Source organism: Micromonospora sp. NBC_01699 (assembly GCF_036250065.1).
Taxonomy (GTDB): domain Bacteria; phylum Actinomycetota; class Actinomycetes; order Mycobacteriales; family Micromonosporaceae; genus Micromonospora_G.
Window position 1 is genome coordinate 3747969 of the sequence record NZ_CP109199.1, and the last position, 18384, is coordinate 3766352.

The window sequence follows — 18384 nt, forward strand, 5'->3', positions numbered from 1 at the left end:
GACCACCCGCCCGAGCCCCCGTCGAAGGACCACACCGATGGCCGAAACCGTCTCCGTCGCCGTGACCGGCACCCCGCCGCCCAGTACCCGCCGGGAACGGACCGGCTGGTACTTCTACGACTGGGCGATGTCGGCGTTCTCGACCACGGTCATCACCGTGTTCCTCGGCCCGTTCCTGACCACGGTCACCGAACTGGCCGCCGGCTGCGAACTCGGCGCGGACAGCTGCGACGGTGACGTCCACCCGTTCGGGATCACGGTCGCGGCCGGCTCCTACTTCCCGTACCTGGTGTCACTGTCGGTGTTCCTGACCGTGTTCGTGCTGCCGGTGATGGGCGCGGTCGCGGACCGGTCGGCGCACAAGAAGCGGCTGCTGGCCGGGGCGGCGTTCGTCGGCGCCGCCGCCACCGTCTCGATGGTCTTCGTCACCGGCGACCGGTACCTGCTCGGCGGCGCCCTGTTCCTGGTCGCCAACATCGCCTTCGGGGCCAGCGTGGTCGTCTACAACTCGTTCCTGCCGCAACTCGGTGGCCCCGACGACCGGGACGGGATCTCCAGCCACGGCTGGGCGCTGGGCTACCTCGGCGGCGGGCTCCTACTGGCGGTGAACCTGGTCGTGGTGACCCTGTTCAGCGTCGAGGGCGACCACCAACGCACCCTGGACCTGGCCCGCTGGTCGATCGTCTCGGCCGGGGTGTGGTGGGCGGCGTTCACCCTGATCCCGCTGCGGTGGCTGCGCGAACGGCCCGCCGCCGAGGCCAGCGTCGGCGCCAACCTGCTCACCGACGGGTTCCGGCAACTCGGCCGCACCGTACGCGGACTCAAGGCGTACCCGTTGACGTTGTTCTTCCTGCTCGCGTTCCTGGTCTTCAACGACGGCATCCAGACCGTGATCGCCCTGGCCAGCCAGTACGGCACCGAGGAACTGCGGCTGGAGCAGACCACCCTGATCGTGACCATCCTGCTGGTGCAGTTCCTCGCGTTCGGCGGCGCGCTGCTGCTCGGTGCCCTGGCCAAACGGATCGGCGCCTGGAAGACGGTCCTGATCAGCCTGGTGTTGTGGACGGTGGTGATCCTGGCGGCGTTCCGGCTGCCGGCCGAGGCACCGGTACCGTTCATGATCCTCGGCGCCGGCATCGGCCTGGTGCTCGGCGGCAGCCAGGCGCTGAGCCGCTCCCTGTTCAGCCAGCTCATCCCGGCCGGCAAGGAGGGCGAGTACTACGGCTTCTACGAGATCAGCGACAAGGGCACCAGCTGGCTCGGGCCGCTCGCGTTCGGGTTGGTGTTCCAACTCACCAACAGCTACCGGGTGGGCCTGGTCTCGCTGCTGATCTTCTTTGTGGTCGGGTTCGTGCTCCTGCTCGCGGTGCCGATCCGGCGGGCCATCGTGGCCGCCGGCAACACGCCGCCGCGGGTGTTGTGAGGCACGCGGGTCGCGGCTGCGATCGGCGGGTCGGGGCGTTGACCATGCGTTAGGCTGCCCGACCGTGACCGACGACGCCACCTCCTCCGCCGCCTTCCTGCTGTACTCCCCGTTCGGCGTACCCGACGCGCCGCAGATCCGCGCCGGGCGGCCGGCCCGCGACGGCCGGCCGCTGCACGCCGCCGCGCTGAAGTTCTTCTGGGGACCGATGGACTGTGGCAAGTCGACCATGGCCTTGCAGATGAACTACAACCACGCCCGGCAGGGCCGCCGCGGCCTGGTCACCACCCGGATCGACCGCTCGCTCGGCCCGCAGGTCACCACCCGGATCGGGCTCGCGCACGAGGCGATCGAGGTCACCGAGGACCTGGACCTGCGCGCCCTGGTCCGGGGCCGCCGGGCCGAGGGGCTGCGGGTCGACTACCTGATCTGCGACGAGGCGTGCTTCTACACCGTGGAACACGTCGAACAGATGGCCGAACTGGTCGACGACTACGACGTCGACGTGTTCGCCTTCGGTCTGGCCACCGACTTCCGCTCCAGCCTGTTCCCGGCCGCGCAGCGACTGTTCGAACTCGCCGACGAGGTGGCCCGCATCCAGGTCGAGGTGCTCTGCTGGTGCGGCCGTGAAGGGCTGCTCAACGCGCGGGTCGTCGACGGCGAGGTGGTCCGCGAGGGCCAGCGGGTGGTGATCGGCGACACGGTGGTCAGCGCCGAGGTGCGCTACCAGGTGCTCTGTCGGCGGCACTACCGCACCGGCGACCTCGGCCCGCGCCGCTGACCCCTTACAACCGGCACGGGTCGACCGGTACGCGCCCGTCCGGCCGTACCCGACCCCCGGCGGCCCGGTCAGAACGGGTCGCCGCAGACCTGCCAACCGTCGTCACCGTCGACCACCGGCAGGTCGTGATCGTCGACGGCCCCGTTGACGCGGGTCAACGCGACCGTGACGGTGGCACTGCGCCGCCCGTCCCGGCTGGCGATCGTGACGTCCTCGACGGTGTACCGGCTGATCGTGGGCGGGGTGTCGACCCGTGAGGTGAACCTCGGCAGACTCCACCGCCCACGGGTCGCGGCGCAGAGCCGGTCGTACGCGCCCGCGTGGTCACCGGCGGCCACCCGGTCGAGGAACGCGCCGGCCGCCCGTTTGGCCGGGCCGGTCGCCTGCCGGACGGACTGGAAGTTCCAGGCGGCCAACCCGGCCGCGCCGACACAGCAGACGAACAGCGTCAGCCCGACCACGACCAGGGCCCGGCGCAGCGCCCGCCGCGGCCTGGTCCGGGACCTGGGCATCTCGTACGCCATGACCAGAACGGTAGATACCCTCCGGCGGTCGCCGCAGGAACTCACGTTGCTACCCTCGGTCAATCGTCTTCATCGAGCTGGACCCCGACTCGCCGGTCCCGCCGTACGAGCAGGTCCGGGCGCGGATCGCCGCACTGGCCGGCGGCAGCGAACTGACCGCCGGCACCCGGCTGCCGACCGTACGTCAACTCGCCGGGGAACTCGGCCTGGCCGCCAACACCGTCGCCCGCGCCTACCGGGAGTTGGAACAGGCCGGGCTGGTCGAGACCCGGGGCCGGCACGGCACGGTGATCACCGCCGGGGCGGCCCGGGTGCCGGTCGAGGCGCAACTGCTCGCCCAGCGCTACGCCGAGGCCAGCCGCCGGCTCGGCGTACCGGCCCCGCAGGCGCTGGCCCTGGTCCGGGCGGCCCTGGACCTGCCGGTCAACGACTGAGCAGCCCACGGATCGACGCACCCAGGTTCGCCACGAACGCCGCACGGGTGTCGTCGTCGACCAGATCCAACGACAGGTACGGGTTGAGGTCCTCCAGCTCGACCAGCAGCAGCTCCCCGTCGACCGTACGGCACGCGTCGACCCGCTGGATGCCGTGCGCCAGCCCGTTCCAGTCGACGAACCGTTGGGCGAAGTCCCGGTCGGCCGGGGTCGGGTCGTAGCGCCGCAACAACCAGCGCTGCTCCGGATCGGGGGCGTGCAGGGCGTACTGCAACTCGTGGTCGACGAAGTAGAACGACACCTCGTACCGGAAGTCGATCCTCGGCTGGGCCAGCAACTGGTCGAACCCGACCCGGTCGAGTTCGTCGCGCGCGACGACCCGCAGCCCGATCGAGTCCGCCCCGGCGACCGGCTTGACCACGTACTGCGCCACCTCCGGCAGCCGGTGCAGGTCGGCGGGCCGGTCCACGGTCGGGATCACCGGGTAACCGTCGACCGTCAGGTCGACCAGGTACCGCTTGCCGACCATGTCGGCCCGCCCGGTCAGCGGGTTGTAGACCCGGGTGCCCCGCGACCGGGCCGCGGATCGGAACGCCTCGTACTCGTCCCGGTAGTGCAGCACCGGGCCGCTGTTGCGGACCACCACCGCGTCGAAGTCGTCCATCAGCGCGGTGACCTGCGACGGGTGGCACAGGGCGACGGTGAAGTCCGCGCGCAGCCGCCCCGACAGGTTAATGTCCTCGTCGCAGTACCTGCGCCCGCGTGCCTGGTAGCCCAGGTCGGTGACGTACAGGAGGGTGGGTCGGCTGGTCATCGGGCTCCTTCGGGCCGGGCGGGTGGTCGCGGGCGGGATTCTGCCGTACGGCCGCCGCGACCGTCACCGAGGCGGACCCGCCGCCGACCCGGTCGCACCGGGTGGTAATCGACTGTTGACGTGCGGTGGCCTGTTGCCGCCGTTGCCGGTGGTCTACGGTCAGCGCATCCCCCCGACCACCCCGACCGGCGCAGGAGCAGACGATGGCCCGGTATGTGCAGCCGGTGACCCCACCGGGCGACCCCTACACCGATGACCGGCTGCTGCGTTCCTGGTTGGACCGGCAACTCGGCCTCGGCGGACACGCCGCCGCGAAGGGGCGGCTGAGCGCGCTCGCCGCCGAGATCACCAGGCCGTTGCGGGCCGCGCACGCCGACGCGGAGGCGCACCCACCCACCCTGGTGCGGTACGGCCCGTGGGGCGCCAGGATCGACCGGATCGACACCTCCGCCGGCTGGCAGACCCAGCGGGCCGCCGCCGCCCGACACGCCGTCGTCGCCCTGCCGTACCTGGAACAGGCCCGCGGCGAGTGGGGAGCGGCGGCACGGGTGGTCCAACACGCCCTGCTGCACCTGTACGGGCCCGAGTCGGCCACCTTCTCCTGCCCGGTCGCGATGAGCGACGGCGCGGCGGCCCTGCTCGCCCGACCCGAGGTCGACCCGGCCGTACGCGACGCCTGGCTGCCCCGGCTGACCTCGACCGACCCGGCATCGGCGATCACCAGCGGGCAGTGGATGACCGAGGCGCAGGGCGGCTCCGACCTGGCCCGCTCGTCCACCACCGGCCGCCCCGCCAGCAACGGCTCCTGGCGGCTGACCGGCGAGAAGTGGTTCTGCTCCGCCGCCGACTCGGCGATCGCGGTGGCACTGGCCCGGCCCGATGGCAAGGTGCGGGGCAGCCGGGTTCTGGCCCCGTTCCTGGTGCCCCGCTACGCGGCCGACTCACCGCTGGCCGGGGTCGGCGCCGACCCCACCGGCCCGGCGCCGGGCGTGACCGTGCACCGGCTCAAGGACAAGCTCGGCACCCGCGCGCTGCCCACGGCCGAGATCGGGCTCAACGACGCGTACGCGCTGCCGCTGGGCGACCCGGACCAACCGGGACTGACCCGGGCGATGACCCTGGTCGTGGTGACCCGGCTGCACAACGCCGCCGCGGCCGCCGCCGGTATGCGCCGTGGCCTGGCCTACGCCCGCGCGTACGCCGACACCCGTCAGGTCGCCGGCGGGCTGCTGGTCACCTCGCCCCTGCACCGGGCCACGCTGGGCACCCTCGCGGTCGATGCGGCCGGCGCGTTCGCCCTGGCCGGACACGCGTTCTTCCTGCTCGGTCGGGTGGAGGTGGGGGCCGACCCGGCCGCCGCCGCCGAACTGCGGATCGTGGCCCCGCTGGCCAAGCTCGCCACCGGCCGGCTCGCCGTCGCCTCCGCCGCCGAGTACGTGGAGAGCTTCGGCGGCGCCGGTTACGTCGAGGACACCGGGGTGCCGCGGCTGCTGCGCGACGCCCAGGTGCTGCCGATCTGGGAGGGCACCACCAACGTGCTCTCCCTCGACGTGCTGCGCGCCACCGTACGCGAGGACGCCGCCCCGCCGCTGCTGCGCCGGCTCGACCTGGCCGCCGACATCGCCCGGCGGCTGAACCCGGCGCTGGCCGACGCGCTCGCCACGGCCGCCCGGCGGCTGCGTACCACGGTCGCGGAGGTGACCGCCGACCCGGACGCGGTCGCGGTCGTCGCCGGTGCCCGCGAGTTCGCCCTGCGCCTGGCGTACGCGTTGGCCGCCGCCGTGCTGGTCGAGCAGGCCGCCGCCGGCGACGAACTGGCCGAGGTCGCCGCCCGGCTCTGGGCCCGGCGCTGGCTGCGCGGCGAGGAGATCGCCGCCGACGCCCACCACCACCTGGACGTGCTCTGCTAGGAACCGGCCGGTAGGCCGCCCGGCGGTGGCTACGCTCGACCGGTAACCGGAACCGACCCTCCGGGCAGTGGCGGCGACGCCGGCAAGCGGGAGATGCGATGGACAGCCACCCGGCGGTGCTGATCGAGCTCGGCACCGAACGCGGGCTCCCGGAGCAGGACGACCGGCCGAGGTCCGTACGCGCCCGCCGGGTCGCGGTCCGGTGGCCGGTGCTCTGCCTGACCGCGCTGCTGGTGCTGCTGTCGGTCACCGGGGCCGAGCCGTTCGGGCGGGACCTGCGCCGCACCGGCGAGTTGGAGATCCCGGCCCGGGCCACCTTCTTCCTCGCCGGGAACCTGTTGCTGGTCGCGGACCCGACCGCCACCCCGACGACCCTGTCCGGGCACGAACTGCCCGGCGGCCGGCGGCTCTGGCGGGTGCCGGCTACCGCCGCCGCGTCCTTCGCCGCGGACCTCGTCGGTGACCTGCTGCTGGTCTCCGAGGTCGACACCCTGGGGCGCCGGATCGCCACCACCGCCCGGTCGGTCCGCACCGGGCAGGTCCGGTGGCAACGTCCCGGGCTGCTGCTGGTCGGGGCGGACTCCGACACCGGCGTGGCGATCTCCGAGGTACGCAGCGCGTCCGGTGCCGGCCGCCGGATCGAGGGAACCATCGAGGCGGTGGACCTGGCCACCGGGCGGGTCCGGTGGACGGTGCCGATCCCGTCGACGGCCGTCGGCGAACTGGTCCCCGACGGCACCGGCCGGCTGCTCGTGGTTCACGACAGCGGCCTGGTGCGGCTGCACGACCTGCGCACCGGCGCGGCGGTCGGCGAGGGTCGACTGCCGCCGGCGGACTACGCGCCGGACAACCCGGTGATGGTCGCCGGCCGGCTGATCCTGCGGCACCCGGCCGGCGACGGCGACTCGGCGATCAGCGCGTACGACCTGGTCGACCTGACCGTGCGGTGGACCCGGCCGGTCCGGCGGGTCAACGGTGGGCTGCGCGAATGCGGCGGCCTGGTCTGCCTGGAGGACTGGCGGCAGGTGGTCGCGCTCGACCCGGCCACCGGCGCCCAGCTGTGGACCGGCGACACCCACCGGGGCTGGGGACGGCTGCCGTGGGGCACCGGCACGGGCACCCGCGTGCTGCTGCGCCCGTCGCCCGACCGGCCGCTGATCGCCGTCGAACAGGGTGCTGACCTGCGCATCCTCGGCGCCCTACCGCAACGCGTGTCGGACTGCCGGGCCGGCGCCGTGGACCTGGTGTGCCGTACCGGCGACGTCCGGCTGGGGCTGTGGCGGATGTCCGTACCCGGCCGGTGACCCCCGTTCAGGCCGGGTCCGCCGGACGGCGGCGGGCACGGGCGGCCCAGATCGCGTACGCCGGGTCCCGGTCCAGGTTGTGCCGGTCCCGGTCGTAGCGCCGGGTGGTACGGGGATCGGCGTGACCCATCGCGTCCTGGACGTCCTCCAGCGGCACCCCCTCGGAGCGGGCGGTGGTGGCGAACGCGTGCCGTAGCGAGTGCGGCGACAGTTTCGCCCAGGCCGGGATGCCCGCGAGTCGGGCCAGCCGGCGAACCAGGCGGAACACGGCGTGCCGGTCGAGTCGACCACCGGTTCCGGTCACCAGCAGCGGCCCGGCGAGCTGCTCGACCGGCACCCGCTCGGCCGCCGCCCGGGTACGCAGGTACGCGTCCACGGCGAACGACGTACCCGGGGTCAGGGCCCGGCGTCGGGCCCGGCCGCCCTTGCCGACGAACCGGATGCTGCGGTGCCCGCGCTCGTAGCCGAGGTCGCTGAGGTCCAGCGACACCAGTTCCCCGACCCGGAGCCCGAGGTCGGCCAGGAACGCCAGCGCGACCCGATTGCGGGCGGCGGTCGGACCGGTGTCCGCCTCGGCGGCGGCCAGCAGCGCGTCGACCTCGTCCGGGGTCATGCCGACGGTGGCGGAGTGGTCGCGGCTGACCCGGGGGCGGTCCGCGCCGGAGACCGGGTTCGCCTCGACCGCCCGCAGCCGGACCAGGAAGTCGTACCAGCTCGACAGGGCCGAGAGCTTGCGGGCCACGGTCGCCGGGGTGAGTGGCCGGCCGCTGCGCGGGTCGACGGTCGACTCCAGGTCCCGCCCGTAGGAGTTGACGTCGAGGAAGGTCACCCGCAGCGGGTCGAGGTCACCGGCGGTGCACCAGGCGAGCCAGCCGGTGATGTCGCGCCGGTACGCCGCCCGGGTGTGTTCGGAGAGCCGGCGGTTGCGCAACCAGGCCTCGGTGAAGTCGAGCGGGCCGGTCGTCAGGGCCGCGCGGGCCGACGAACGTTGAGCGGGTGCGGCGGTGCGAGGCATGTGAAAAAGTTTCTCAGCCGGGTCGCTGTCGTCGTCCGAGGCGCGCCCTACCATTGCGGGGAAAGAGGATTCGGCTCGATTCAAGAAGAATCGGCGGCGCCGACCGGTGTCCGGCAGGCCGGGGAACCGTCGACCGGCGACCCGCACCCGGCGGCGGCCACCGGGGCACCGCCGAGCAGTCGCCGGGGTCCCGGCCCCTGTTCGCCCAGCCGATCGTACGGGTTGACCAGCGGGCACCGGTCCAGTGACAGGCAGCCGCACCCGACACAGTCGGTGAACTCGTCGCGCAGCTGCTGAAGGTGTCGCATCCGCCGGTCCAACTCGTCCTGCCAGCACAGCGCCAACCGCGCCCAGTCCTCCCGGTTGGGCGTACGGCGATCGGGCAGTACGGCCAACACCTCGGCGACCTTGGCCAGTGGGATGCCGACCCGCTGGGCGATCCGGATCAGCGCCACCCGGCGCAGCGTGTCCCGCCGGTACCGCCGCTGGTTCCCGGCCGTACGGCGACTCGTGATCAGGTTCTGCCGCTCGAAGAAGTGCAGTGCCGACACGGCCACACCGCTGCGGGCGGCGAGCTCGCCGACGGTGAGTTCGCCGATGGCGGGTTCCCCCATGGTCGTGTCCTCTCTGTCCGGTCAGCCTTGACCCTAACGAATGTTGAGGTTCTACCGTCCTCTTGTCGTCACCCGACGACGAACAGTGACCGGGAGGACCGAAGACGGATGGACATCGACGCGGCAATCAGCACCCCCCGGCCGCCGCTGCGGCTGGCGGTCATCATCGGCAGCAACCGGGAGGGCCGGTTCGGGCCGACCCCGGCCCGGTGGTTCGCCTCCCACGCGGAGCTTCGCGGCGACCTGACCGTCGACCTGGTCGACCTGGCGGACACCACACTGCCGACCGCGCTCGGCAAGCAACCGCCGGCCGAACTGGCCCAGGCGCTCGACGGGCTGACCGGGCGCCTCGATCTGGCCGACGCCTTCGTCGTGGTCACCCCGGAGTACAACCACAGCTATCCGGCCTCGCTCAAGGCCGCGATCGACTGGCACTTCACCCAGTGGCAGGCCAAACCGGTCGGGTTCGTCTCCTACGGCGGCATGTCCGGCGGGCTGCGCGCGGTGGAGCACCTGCGGCAGGTCTTCGCCGAACTGCACGCGGTGACGGTACGCGAGACGGTCAGCTTCCACGGCGCGTGGGCGCGGTTCGGCCCCGACGGCCAACCGAGCGAACCGGACGCCTGCACGGCGGCGGCCACCGCCATGCTCGACCAGCTCGCCTGGTGGGGCAACGCGCTGCGGGACGCCCGCGTCCACTCCCCCTACGGCGGCTGACCGGACGCCGGTCCGCGCCCGACGGCCCGGCGAACAGGGTCCCCGGCCACGGGCAGGCGTACCGGGCCACGGGCAGGCGTACCGGGCAACGGCGAGGTCTTCACCGTGGCGCCGACCGTCGACGCATGAGCCGTCCGGCCCCGTGCCGCCCCCGCTCGACGGGGCGGCACGGGTCACCGGGGCCGGGTCAGGATCCGAGCACGGTGTCGAGCTTGGTGAACGAGCTGTTCCAGCCCTCGCGGGCCATCGCCTCGATCTCCTCGGTGTACGGGCCCTGCCGCAACACCAGCCGGGTCTTGCCGCCCTCGTCGTGGAACTCCAGCCGCATGTACATGGCGACCGGCTCCGACTGCCCCGGCATGCCGTCCCACTCCTCGGCGCCGACCAGCAGCTCGTTCTCGATGACCTCGGTGAACCTGGCGTTGACCGGCGAGGTCATGTTCGGGTCGTCGTCGCTGACCATCACCAACCGCTGGTGCCCACCGGTGCGGGCGTCGATGTCGACGCTGTCGCGCGGCACCGAGAAGCCCACCGGGCCGAACCACTGCGCGATCTGGTCGGGGTCGGTGAACGCCCGGTACACCAGCTCCCGGGGCGCGTCGAAGATCCGGGTGATGACCAGTTCCTTGTTTGCGGTGGTGTCCGTCATCGTGCTTCCTCCTCGGGTTCGCGGTCGGTCCGCTGTGCCGACCGCGCTTGCTGGATGCGGCGCAGGTGCGCGTCGAGTCGTTCGAAGTTGGTGTCCCAGAACTGCCGGTAGTGCTCCATCCAGGCCGTGGCCTCCTGTAGCGGTTCGGCGTTCAGGCTGCTGGAACGCCACTGCGCCGTACGGCTGCGGGAGATGAGTCCGGCGTGTTCGAGCACCTTCAGGTGTCGCGAGATCGCCGGGAGACTGATGGAGAACGGCTCGGCGAGCTCCGAGACGGTCGCGTCGCCCTCCGCGAGGCGGGTCAGGATCGCCCGCCGGGTGGGGTCCGCCAACGCCGCGAAGATCACGCTGAGCCGGTCGGTCGCCATGGTATTTAACCTCGCCGCTAATTAACTGATGTGTTAAACATAGGGTCGGGGTGGTTGCCTGTCAACCGACACGCCCGGGCCGCCCGATCGGCCGCCTCCATACCGGTACGGCCGGTTCTCAGGTGTCCGATCGCCCGTTGTGGTGATCGAGGACCCGGGCCAGTAGTTGGGTCAGTTGGTCCCGCTCGTCCGGCGCGAGTGGAGCGAGCAGGTCGTCCTGGATCCGGGTCAACTGCTTGTCCAGCAGTCGGAGCTGTCGGCGCCCGTCGGGGGTGAGGGTGATGACGTTGCGACGCCGGTCGGTCGGGTCCGGGGCGCGGTCGACCAGGTGTCGTTCGGCGAGCTCGTTGACCGTGGCCACCATGTCGCTGAGATGGATGCCGCTACGGCGCCCCAGGGTGGCCTGGCTCGCCGGCCCGTACTCGTCCAGGGTTGCCAACAGCCGGTAGTGGTAGCCACGGGCGTGGACCGCGGCGAGCCCGTCACCGACCAGGCGATGGGCGTGCGCGGCGGTCTGGGTCATCAGCCAGCTCGGCAGGGCGCGCAACCGGGCGGGGGCCACGTCCTCGGACGGCGTATCCATCCGGGCAGCCTAACAAGTTCGTTGGTGTCACTAACGATTCGGCGCCCACCCGACCCCTCTGTCGCCAGGGAGAAACGGTATCGGCCCGCTCGTCGGCCTGATTACTGGATTATCGGTTAATGCAAACCATTAAAGGCCCACGAGAGAGCGTCCGGCCAAACTGGGACAAAAAGTCGTGCACCATAATGACAGTTATGGTGTGCCACCGCGCGAGGGGACGACGCCCGGCGAACACTGCCTGCGTGACACGCCTGTGCTCGACTTCAGCGGGGCATGGGGCTTAGCCGCTCAACGGGTCGGGGCCCGCCCAACACGGCCGGCGGATTCGCGTACGCCCGGCAGGCCGTGGCAGCTACGGGAAAGCGGGTCCGCGTTCAGCCGTCCGTCAGGGCCGCGCCCAGCGGCGTGTGCTCGTAGCGGACGGCCCGACCGGCGCGGGTGCGGGTGACCAGGCCGGCATCGCGCAGCACCGCCAGATGGCTGCCGACGGTACCCAGGCTCAGGCCGAGCTGGGCGACCAGCTGCGTCGTCGTCGCAGGCACGTCCAGCGCGCGCAACACCTCCGCGCGGCGCGGGCCGACCAGCCGGCCCAGGGCCTCACCACCCGGTACACGCGCCACGGGGCCGAGCAGGTCCGCGATACCCCGGGCGGGATAGACCAGGGCGTACGGCCATGGCGGCTCGACGTAGCTGATCAGAGTGCCGAACACCGTCGGCATCAGCAGCAGGCCCTTGCCGGCCAGCCGGTGCCGGTCCCACTCGGTACGCGAGCCCGTGCGCACCTCGATGCTCCCGGCCTGCCCCTCGGACCGCCAGCTCACCCGTGGGTCGAGATCGGACAGGGCTGCCGCCCAGCCGTACATCGCCAGGTAACCGGCGCGGCGGACCAGGTCACGCTCCAGCACTGCCCGCAGCCGCGGCCAGTCCGGCTCGACCAGCGCCTGCCAGCTTGCCTCAAGCGCATCGGCGAGCCGGGCGACCACGTCCGGCGCGTCAAGAATGCGCTGCACGTAGCGTGGCGGCGTCCGCAGTCCCGCCAGGTTGCGGGCCAGTTCCAGGCGTGCACGGCGCAGCGGCGTGGCGCGCACGGCGGCCAGCTCAGCGGCGAAGTCGCCACCGGATCCCGACGGCGGCGGATGGATGAAGTCGGCGTTGTAGCCACCACGGCGGAACAGCGCCGTCAGCGCCCCGACCGCGGGCACCTGCCGGCGCAACCGCTCGTACCGGGGCGCGATGCGCTCGGCCCACGGCCGGAGCGGGCCGGCGGCCTGCACCCCGGCTGCGACGCGCAGCGCCTGCATCGCCTCACCCAGCGGCGAGATCGCGTAACGGGTACGCGCCACGTCGACCGGCCCCACCTCGATGGCCAGCATGTTTTGCCTCCACGCGAAAGCATAGTCACCGTGGCCGGGCTGCCGTGATGCTGTCGGCCATGACCACCACGTCCGTCGTGTCACGCCCGGCCACCTACCGTCAGGTGTTCGCTGTGGGCCAGTTCCGCGTGCTGTTCGGCAGCTACACGCTCTTCCTGACCGGCGAGACAGTACGGATGCTCGCACTGTCCGTGACCGTCTACGCGGCAACCGGGTCGCCGCTGATGTCGGCGCTGGCGTACGCGGCAGGCTTCCTGCCCTATGCCCTGGGCGGCACGCTGCTGCTGGCTTTCGCCGACCGCTGGCCCCCGCGCACCATCATGGTCGGCTACGAGGTGCTGCGCGCCGCGGTCAGCGCCGTGCTCGCCGCCGGTCTACTGCCGGTACCGGCCATGCTGGCGCTCGTGTTCGTCACGGGTTTACCCAGCGCCGTCGCCTCCGCTTCGCGCGCCGCCCTTCTGCCCGACCTGCTGGACGGCGACCGCTACGTGCTCGGCCGGGCCGTGTTCTCCATGGCGGCCGGCGGCACGCAGGTGCTCGGCTTCGCCGCCGGCGGCATGCTGATCGCCACTGTCGGTGCGCCAGGCGCGCTCTGGATCACCGCCGCGACCTGCCTGGCCTCGGCGGGCCTGCTGCAACTGCGCCTGGCCGACCACCCACCCCGCCGATCCGGCGGTTCGGCCGGCATCAGTGAGACCTGGCGGGTGAACCGGGCGCTGCTGGGCCGGCCCACGGTCCGGGCGCTGCTGCTGGCGCAATGGCTGGCACCGGCGCTGATGGTCGGCGCCGAGGGCGTGCTGGTCCCGTACGCCGCGCAGGTGGGCGCGCCCGACGCGGCCGGTCTGCTGTTCGCGGCGGTCGCCGCCGGGATGTTCGCCGGCAACCTGATCGTCGGCCGCCTGGTGCGCCCTGCGGGCCGGGAGCGGTTGGCCGGGCCCCTCGCGCTGGCGCTCGGATTGCCGCTGCTGGGGTTCGCGCTGAACCCCGGACCGGGATACGCCGCCATCCTGATGACGGTGTCCGGGTTCGGCGTCGCCTACCAGCTCGCACTCGCCCGCAGGTTTCTCGACGCAGTGCCGCAGACGCAGCGCGGTCAGGCGTTCGGTCTGCTGCTGACCGGAACGATGACGCTACAGGGCCTGGCCGCCGCGACCGGAGGCGCGCTGGGCGAAGTCGCGGCGCCGGGGCTGGTCGTCACCCTGGCCGGCGCGGCCTCGGCCATCGCCGCCCTGCTGTCCTGGCGAACGCTGTCGCCCAGCGGGTGTCGACGTCGGCACGGTCGAGCCTGACCCGGCGATGCTGACCTGTGTGCCGCGCGCCCGGCGGCTGTAGACCGGCAAGAGGTCGCGACTGTTCCTGCCACTCGGTCTGTGGCACCGCGACCGCGGCGGGCGTCGGTCCACGGCAGACGACAAAAGGAAAGGCAAGGAAGTTTTCCACCTCCTGCCCTCTTCAGGATATATCGCATCGTGGGTCTTGCGGCAAGACCCGGGGCGTGCCGCAGAATCTCCGATCGAAGCCGGAACCTGCGGAAACCGGGGATTCGCCAGCTACGCGCGCCTCTGTCGATCTACGGGTCTCGCCGGACGGCGCGGAGCAGCCGGTCGAACCGCAACCTTGGTGGGTGAGGGGTCTTCGTGATTGACGTGATCGTGGTCGGCGGCGGACCGACCGGGCTGATGCTGGCTTGCGAGTTGCGGCTGGCCGGAGTGCGTGTCGTCGTGCTGGAGAAGCTGACCGAGCCGACCGGGCAGTCCCGCGGTCGCGGCCTGCACGCGCGCAGCGTCGAGGTGATGGACCAGCGCGGCCTGCTGGACCGGTTCCTCGTGGTCAGCGAGAAGTTCCAGGTCGGCGGTTTCTTCGGCGGCATCTTCAAGCCGTGGCCGGACCGGTTGGACACGGCGCACCCGTACGGGCTCGCCACCGCGCAGCCGGACACCGAGCGGATACTCGACGAGCGCGCGCTCGAACTCGGTACCGAAATCCGGCGCGGCTGCGAACTGGTCGGGTTGGGCCAGGACGAACACGGGGTGACCGCCGAACTGGCCGACGGCACGCGGCTGCGCTCGCGTTACCTGGTCGGCTGCGACGGTGGCCGCAGTGCGGTGCGCAAGCTGCTCGGCGTCGGTTTCCCCGGCGAGCCCGCCAGGGTCGAAACGCTGCTGGGTGACCTGGAGGTGACCCAGGATCCGGCGACGATCGCCGCGATCGTGGCGCAGGTCCGCAAGACCGAACTGCGGTTCGGCGCCATCGCGGACGTGGACGGGCACGAGGGGGTGTACCGGATCGTCGTACCGGCCGACGGTGTGGCCGAGGACCGTACGACCGGGCCGACCCTTGAGGAGTTCAAGCGGCAGCTGCGGGCCTTCGCGGGCACCGACTTCGGCGTCCACTCGCCGCGCTGGCTGTCCCGGTTCGGTGACGCCACCCGGCAGGCCGAGCGCTACCGGGTCGGCCGGGTGCTGCTGGCCGGCGACGCGGCACACATCCACCCGCCGACCGGCGGGCAGGGGCTCAACCTCGGCGTGCAGGACGCGTTCAACCTCGGCTGGAAACTGGCCGCCGAGGTCAACGGCTGGGCACCGGACGGGCTGCTCGACAGCTACCACACCGAACGGCACCCGGTGGGCGCCCGTGTACTGAGCAACACCCGCGCGCAGGTGACGCTGCTGGGGGCCGAGCCGGGTCCGACCGCGCTGCGGGAGCTGCTCTCGAAGCTGATGGACTTCGAGGAGGTGAACCGGTACGTGACCGAGATGATCACCGCGATCGGGATCCGCTACGACTTCGGCGAGGGCCACGAGCTGCTCGGCCGGCGGATGCGGGACGTGCAGCTGAAACAGGGTCGCCTCTACGGGCTGATGCACGGTGGCCGCGGACTGCTGCTCGACCGGACCGGCCGGCTTTCGGTGACGGGTTGGGCAGATCGGGTCGACCACGTCGTCGACACCAGCGAGGAGGTGGACGTGCCGGCGGTGCTGCTGCGCCCGGACGGCCACGTGGCGTGGGTCGGTGAGGACCAGCAGGATCTGCTCGGCCGGCTACCCGGGTGGTTCGGTGCCGCTGTCGGATGAACGCGCGGTCGCGGTTCGAAGAGCGGGACGTGTGCCAGGGACCTACCGGCCCGATGTCCGCAGCAGCGACTCGACCGCCTCGGGGACCGAGTCGACGGTGAGGTCCGGTGCCGGGCCGGCCGACGACCACGACACGGGCCGATGTCGGGGCCGCAACCAGACTGTCCGCAGCCCGGCCGCACGACCACCGGCGACGTCGAGGTGCAGACTGTCGCCGATCATCCATCCGCCGTCACCGTCGCCGGATCCGCACCGCCGGGCGGCGAGCCGGAAGATCTCGGGATCGGGTTTGCGGATGCCGACCTCGTCGGAGATGCACCATCCGTCGACCAGGCCGTCCAGCCCGGTGTTGCGGATCTTCCCGAGCTGGTTGTCGGTCATGCCGTTGGTGACGATCCCGATCCGCCACCGGCCGCGCGCAACCGCGTCGAACAGTGCCAGCGGCCGCATCCCGGCACGATATCCGGCCACGAGCCGGGCCGGTTGCGGCGCGGGCCGACGACTACCGGTGTTGCCGTACGGCGCCGAGGCGGGCGAGTTCGTCCGGGGTCAGGCGCAGCGTGCCGGCGGCGACGTTGGCGACCAGGTGGTCCGGGTCGCCGGTTCCGGGGATGGCCAGCACGTGCGGCCCGAGGTGCAGTGTCCACGCCAGCCGGACCTGCGCCGCCGACACCCCGTGGGCGGCCGCGACGGACAGCACCTCGTCGTGGTCGCCGTGACCCGCGCCCGCCTCCCGGCCGGCGCCGGCGATCGCGAAGAACGGTACGAACGCGATCCCCTGGTCACCGCAGGAGCGGAGGAGATCGTCGTCTTCGGGCGGGGCGTCGAGCCCGTACCGGTTCTGCACGCAGACGACCGGGGCGATGGCCCGGGCCTGCGTCAGCTGTTCGGGGCCGACGTTGGATACGCCGAGGTGACGGATCAGGCCGGCGTCGCGCAGCAGGGCCAGCGCGCCGAACCGGTCGGCGATCGATTCGGTTCCGCTGACCCGCAGGTTGACCACGTCGAGGTGGTCCCGGCCGAGCTGACGCAGGTTCTCCTCGACCTGCCCCCGCAGCTGCTCCGGGCGAGCCTGCGGCGACCACTGTCCCGACGGGTCCCGGCCGGGTCCGACCTTCGTCGTGATGACCAGGTCGTCCGGGTACGGGGCCAGCGCACGGTTGATCAGTTCGTTGGCGGACCGCAGGGGCGAGAAGTAGAACGCCGCGGTGTCGATGTGGTTCACGCCGAGGTCGACCGCCCGCCGCAGAACGGTGATCGCCCGGTCCCGATCGCTCGGGGTGCCGTCGGTGTTCGAGGTCAGCCGCATCGCACCGAATCCGAGCCGGTTGACCGTACGGTCGCCGAGGGTCCAGGTGCCCGCCGACGCCGCGCCGGTCGTCTCCGAAGTCATCATCGGAGTCTGTCACGGCGGGCCGGGACGCCCGGCGGAGCACCGGTACGGGGCGACGAAAAGTGGGCCCGTACCGGAATGGAACCCTGCGTGGGGCGTGGCGCGACCGGCACCCGTGACCCGGGCACGGGTGCCGGTCGCGCCGTCGCGGGTCAGCCGAGCAGGTCCTCGATGAGGTCGGCGGCCCGGTCGGTGCCGCCCTCGGCCCTGGCATCGGCACGCAGGGTGGCGCAGCGCTCGGCGACGTCCTCGTCGCCGGTGAGGGCGAGCAGGGTGCTGCGCAGGGCGTCGGCGGTGGCGTCGGCGGTGTCGATCCGCCGGGCGACGCCGAGTTCGACCAGCCGGTCGGCGTTGGTGAACTGGTCGACGGCCTGTGGCACGGCGATCATCGGGGTGCCGGTGAACAGCCCCTCGCTGCTGCCGCCCATACCGGCGTGGGTGACGAACGCGTCGGCCTGTTCGAGGATCGCCAGCTGCGATACCCACGGGTGCACCTCGACGTTGCCGGGGATGGCGCCGAGTTCGGCCGGGTCGGTGTGTTTCCCGACCTGGAGTACGACGTGCCAGCCGGGCAGGTCGCCGTACGCGGCCAGGCACTGCCGGTAGAACTCCGGTTGCCGGGTGTACGCCGACCCGAGCGAGACCAGCAGCACCTTCCCGGCGTCGGCCGGCCGGGTCCAGGCGCCCTGGTGGGTGCGCTTTCCGAAGCAGGGGCCGACGAACGTGACCGCGTCGGGGTCGACCCGGTCGGCGTACGGCTGCATGGCTCGGGGGATCAGGGCCAGCGCCCGGTCCGGCCGGCCACTGAACGCGTCGACGTCGGTGGTGGTGGCGCCGCTGCCAGCGAGCCAGACGGCGAACCTCGCCCAGAACTCGTCGGCGCCCGGCAGCGCCCGCAGGTGCACGCCGACCTCTTCCTCGTAGCCGTCCCAGGCCACATAGGTCGGGGAGAGCTGCACGACGGGGCGCGAATGCGCCTCGGCGAGGGCGCGGGCGGCGAACGAGCCGATGTCGTACAGGTACAGGTCGGCCGGGTCGTCGTCGTAGCGGGAACGCAGCTGCGGCAGTGCCTGGATGGAGTCGTCGAGGAAGACCCCCATCGCGGCGATCGGGTCGTCGGGCCAGTCGTGGTCGGCGACCGGGAGGGTGGAGTCGCAGCGGACGAACTCGGCGCCGGTGGCGCTGACCAGGTCCGCTACGGCCGGGTCGTTGGCGTACGTCACCCGGTGGCCGCGGGCGACCAGTTCACGGATGACCTCGATGCTGGGCAGGACGTGGCTGATGGCGGGGATGCCGACCATCGCGACATGGGCACGACGACGTGACATGGGTGTTCCTCGTTTCAGTTCTACGGCAAAGTTGGACACGGCAAAGCCGGTGCGCCGGGTCTCACCGCGACGGGGAGACC

Annotated in this window: 19 protein-coding genes; 8 read left to right on the top strand and 11 right to left on the bottom strand. The window is 72.3% G+C overall.

The genetic code is table 11. The annotated features are described in order from the left end of the window. Positions 1-37: 37 nt before the first annotated feature. Positions 38-1423 (top strand): MFS transporter, encoded by a 1386-nt coding sequence (locus OG792_RS16365; RefSeq protein WP_329110564.1) that lies wholly within the window; start codon positions 38-40, stop codon positions 1421-1423. A gap of 136 nt (positions 1424-1559) precedes the next feature. Next, positions 1560-2204 (top strand): thymidine kinase, encoded by a 645-nt coding sequence (locus OG792_RS16370; protein ID WP_329111291.1) that lies wholly within the window; start codon positions 1560-1562, stop codon positions 2202-2204. A gap of 68 nt (positions 2205-2272) precedes the next feature. On the opposite strand, the gene OG792_RS16375 is transcribed toward OG792_RS16370, so the two are convergent. Then, positions 2273-2728, bottom strand: a complete 456-nt coding sequence (locus tag OG792_RS16375; protein WP_329110566.1) for an Rv0361 family membrane protein — start codon at positions 2726-2728, stop codon at positions 2273-2275. Between the two features lie 77 nt (positions 2729-2805). Between OG792_RS16375 and OG792_RS16380 the strand changes: the two genes are divergently transcribed. Then, entirely contained in the window at positions 2806-3162 is a 357-nt protein-coding gene (locus OG792_RS16380) for a GntR family transcriptional regulator (RefSeq protein WP_442932477.1), read from the top strand. Here the strand turns inward: OG792_RS16380 and OG792_RS16385 are convergent. Next, entirely contained in the window at positions 3152-3976 is an 825-nt protein-coding gene (locus OG792_RS16385; protein ID WP_329110568.1) for a hypothetical protein, read from the bottom strand. The two genes, OG792_RS16380 and OG792_RS16385, sit on opposite strands and share 11 nt — an antisense overlap. A 203-nt stretch (positions 3977-4179) precedes the next feature. Here OG792_RS16385 and OG792_RS16390 point away from each other — a divergent pair, with 203 nt between their 5' ends. Both OG792_RS16390 and OG792_RS16395 read left to right on the top strand, forming a co-directional pair. After that, the gene (locus OG792_RS16390) at positions 4180-5886 is read left to right on the top strand and encodes an acyl-CoA dehydrogenase family protein (RefSeq protein WP_329110570.1); all 1707 of its coding nucleotides are present in this window, start codon (positions 4180-4182) and stop codon (positions 5884-5886) included. 98 nt (positions 5887-5984) lie between these two features. After that, positions 5985-7190, top strand: coding sequence for an outer membrane protein assembly factor BamB family protein (locus OG792_RS16395; protein WP_329110572.1), 1206 nt, complete (start codon positions 5985-5987; stop codon positions 7188-7190). Positions 7191-7197: 7 nt separating this feature from the next. On the opposite strand, the gene OG792_RS16400 is transcribed toward OG792_RS16395, so the two are convergent. Beyond that, positions 7198-8205, bottom strand: coding sequence for a tyrosine-type recombinase/integrase (locus tag OG792_RS16400; protein ID WP_329110574.1), 1008 nt, complete (start codon positions 8203-8205; stop codon positions 7198-7200). Positions 8206-8285: 80 nt separating this feature from the next. Continuing rightward, complete coding sequence (soxR, locus tag OG792_RS16405; RefSeq protein WP_329110576.1) at positions 8286-8819, bottom strand: redox-sensitive transcriptional activator SoxR; 534 nt, start codon at positions 8817-8819, stop codon at positions 8286-8288. 108 nt (positions 8820-8927) lie between these two features. On the opposite strand from soxR, the gene OG792_RS16410 reads away from it, so the two are divergent. After that, complete coding sequence (locus OG792_RS16410; RefSeq protein WP_329110578.1) at positions 8928-9536, top strand: NADPH-dependent FMN reductase; 609 nt, start codon at positions 8928-8930, stop codon at positions 9534-9536. 187 nt (positions 9537-9723) lie between these two features. On the opposite strand, the gene OG792_RS16415 is transcribed toward OG792_RS16410, so the two are convergent. From OG792_RS16415 to OG792_RS16430, 4 genes are all read right to left on the bottom strand, one after another. Then, positions 9724-10185 carry an SRPBCC family protein gene (locus OG792_RS16415; protein ID WP_329110580.1) on the bottom strand — a complete coding sequence of 154 codons (462 nt, stop codon included), beginning with the start codon at positions 10183-10185 and terminating at the stop codon, positions 9724-9726. After that, the gene (locus tag OG792_RS16420; RefSeq protein ID WP_329110581.1) at positions 10182-10553 is read right to left on the bottom strand and encodes an ArsR/SmtB family transcription factor; all 372 of its coding nucleotides are present in this window, start codon (positions 10551-10553) and stop codon (positions 10182-10184) included. Before OG792_RS16420 ends, OG792_RS16415 begins: the two co-directional genes overlap by 4 nt. Positions 10554-10671: 118 nt before the next feature. Beyond that, positions 10672-11136: a MarR family winged helix-turn-helix transcriptional regulator gene (locus OG792_RS16425; protein ID WP_329110582.1), complete on the bottom strand. Its 465-nt coding sequence runs from the start codon at positions 11134-11136 to the stop codon at positions 10672-10674. A gap of 374 nt (positions 11137-11510) precedes the next feature. Next, the gene (locus OG792_RS16430; RefSeq protein ID WP_329111293.1) at positions 11511-12506 is read right to left on the bottom strand and encodes an ArsR/SmtB family transcription factor; all 996 of its coding nucleotides are present in this window, start codon (positions 12504-12506) and stop codon (positions 11511-11513) included. 62 nt (positions 12507-12568) lie between these two features. On the opposite strand from OG792_RS16430, the gene OG792_RS16435 reads away from it, so the two are divergent. Further along, positions 12569-13798: an MFS transporter gene (locus OG792_RS16435; protein ID WP_329110584.1), complete on the top strand. Its 1230-nt coding sequence runs from the start codon at positions 12569-12571 to the stop codon at positions 13796-13798. 348 nt (positions 13799-14146) lie between these two features. After that, entirely contained in the window at positions 14147-15583 is a 1437-nt protein-coding gene (rox, locus tag OG792_RS16440) for a rifampin monooxygenase (RefSeq protein WP_329110585.1), read from the top strand. Positions 15584-15625: 42 nt separating this feature from the next. Here the strand turns inward: rox and OG792_RS16445 are convergent, their stop codons facing one another. The 3 genes from OG792_RS16445 to OG792_RS16455 all read right to left on the bottom strand — a co-directional run bounded on the left by OG792_RS16445 (position 15626) and on the right by OG792_RS16455 (position 18304). Next, entirely contained in the window at positions 15626-16033 is a 408-nt protein-coding gene (locus OG792_RS16445) for an HAD family hydrolase (protein WP_329110587.1), read from the bottom strand. A gap of 52 nt (positions 16034-16085) precedes the next feature. Beyond that, positions 16086-16976 (bottom strand): aldo/keto reductase, encoded by an 891-nt coding sequence (locus OG792_RS16450; RefSeq protein WP_329110589.1) that lies wholly within the window; start codon positions 16974-16976, stop codon positions 16086-16088. A gap of 152 nt (positions 16977-17128) precedes the next feature. Beyond that, the gene (locus OG792_RS16455; protein ID WP_329110590.1) at positions 17129-18304 is read right to left on the bottom strand and encodes a macrolide family glycosyltransferase; all 1176 of its coding nucleotides are present in this window, start codon (positions 18302-18304) and stop codon (positions 17129-17131) included. Between the last annotated feature and the right edge of the window lie 80 nt (positions 18305-18384).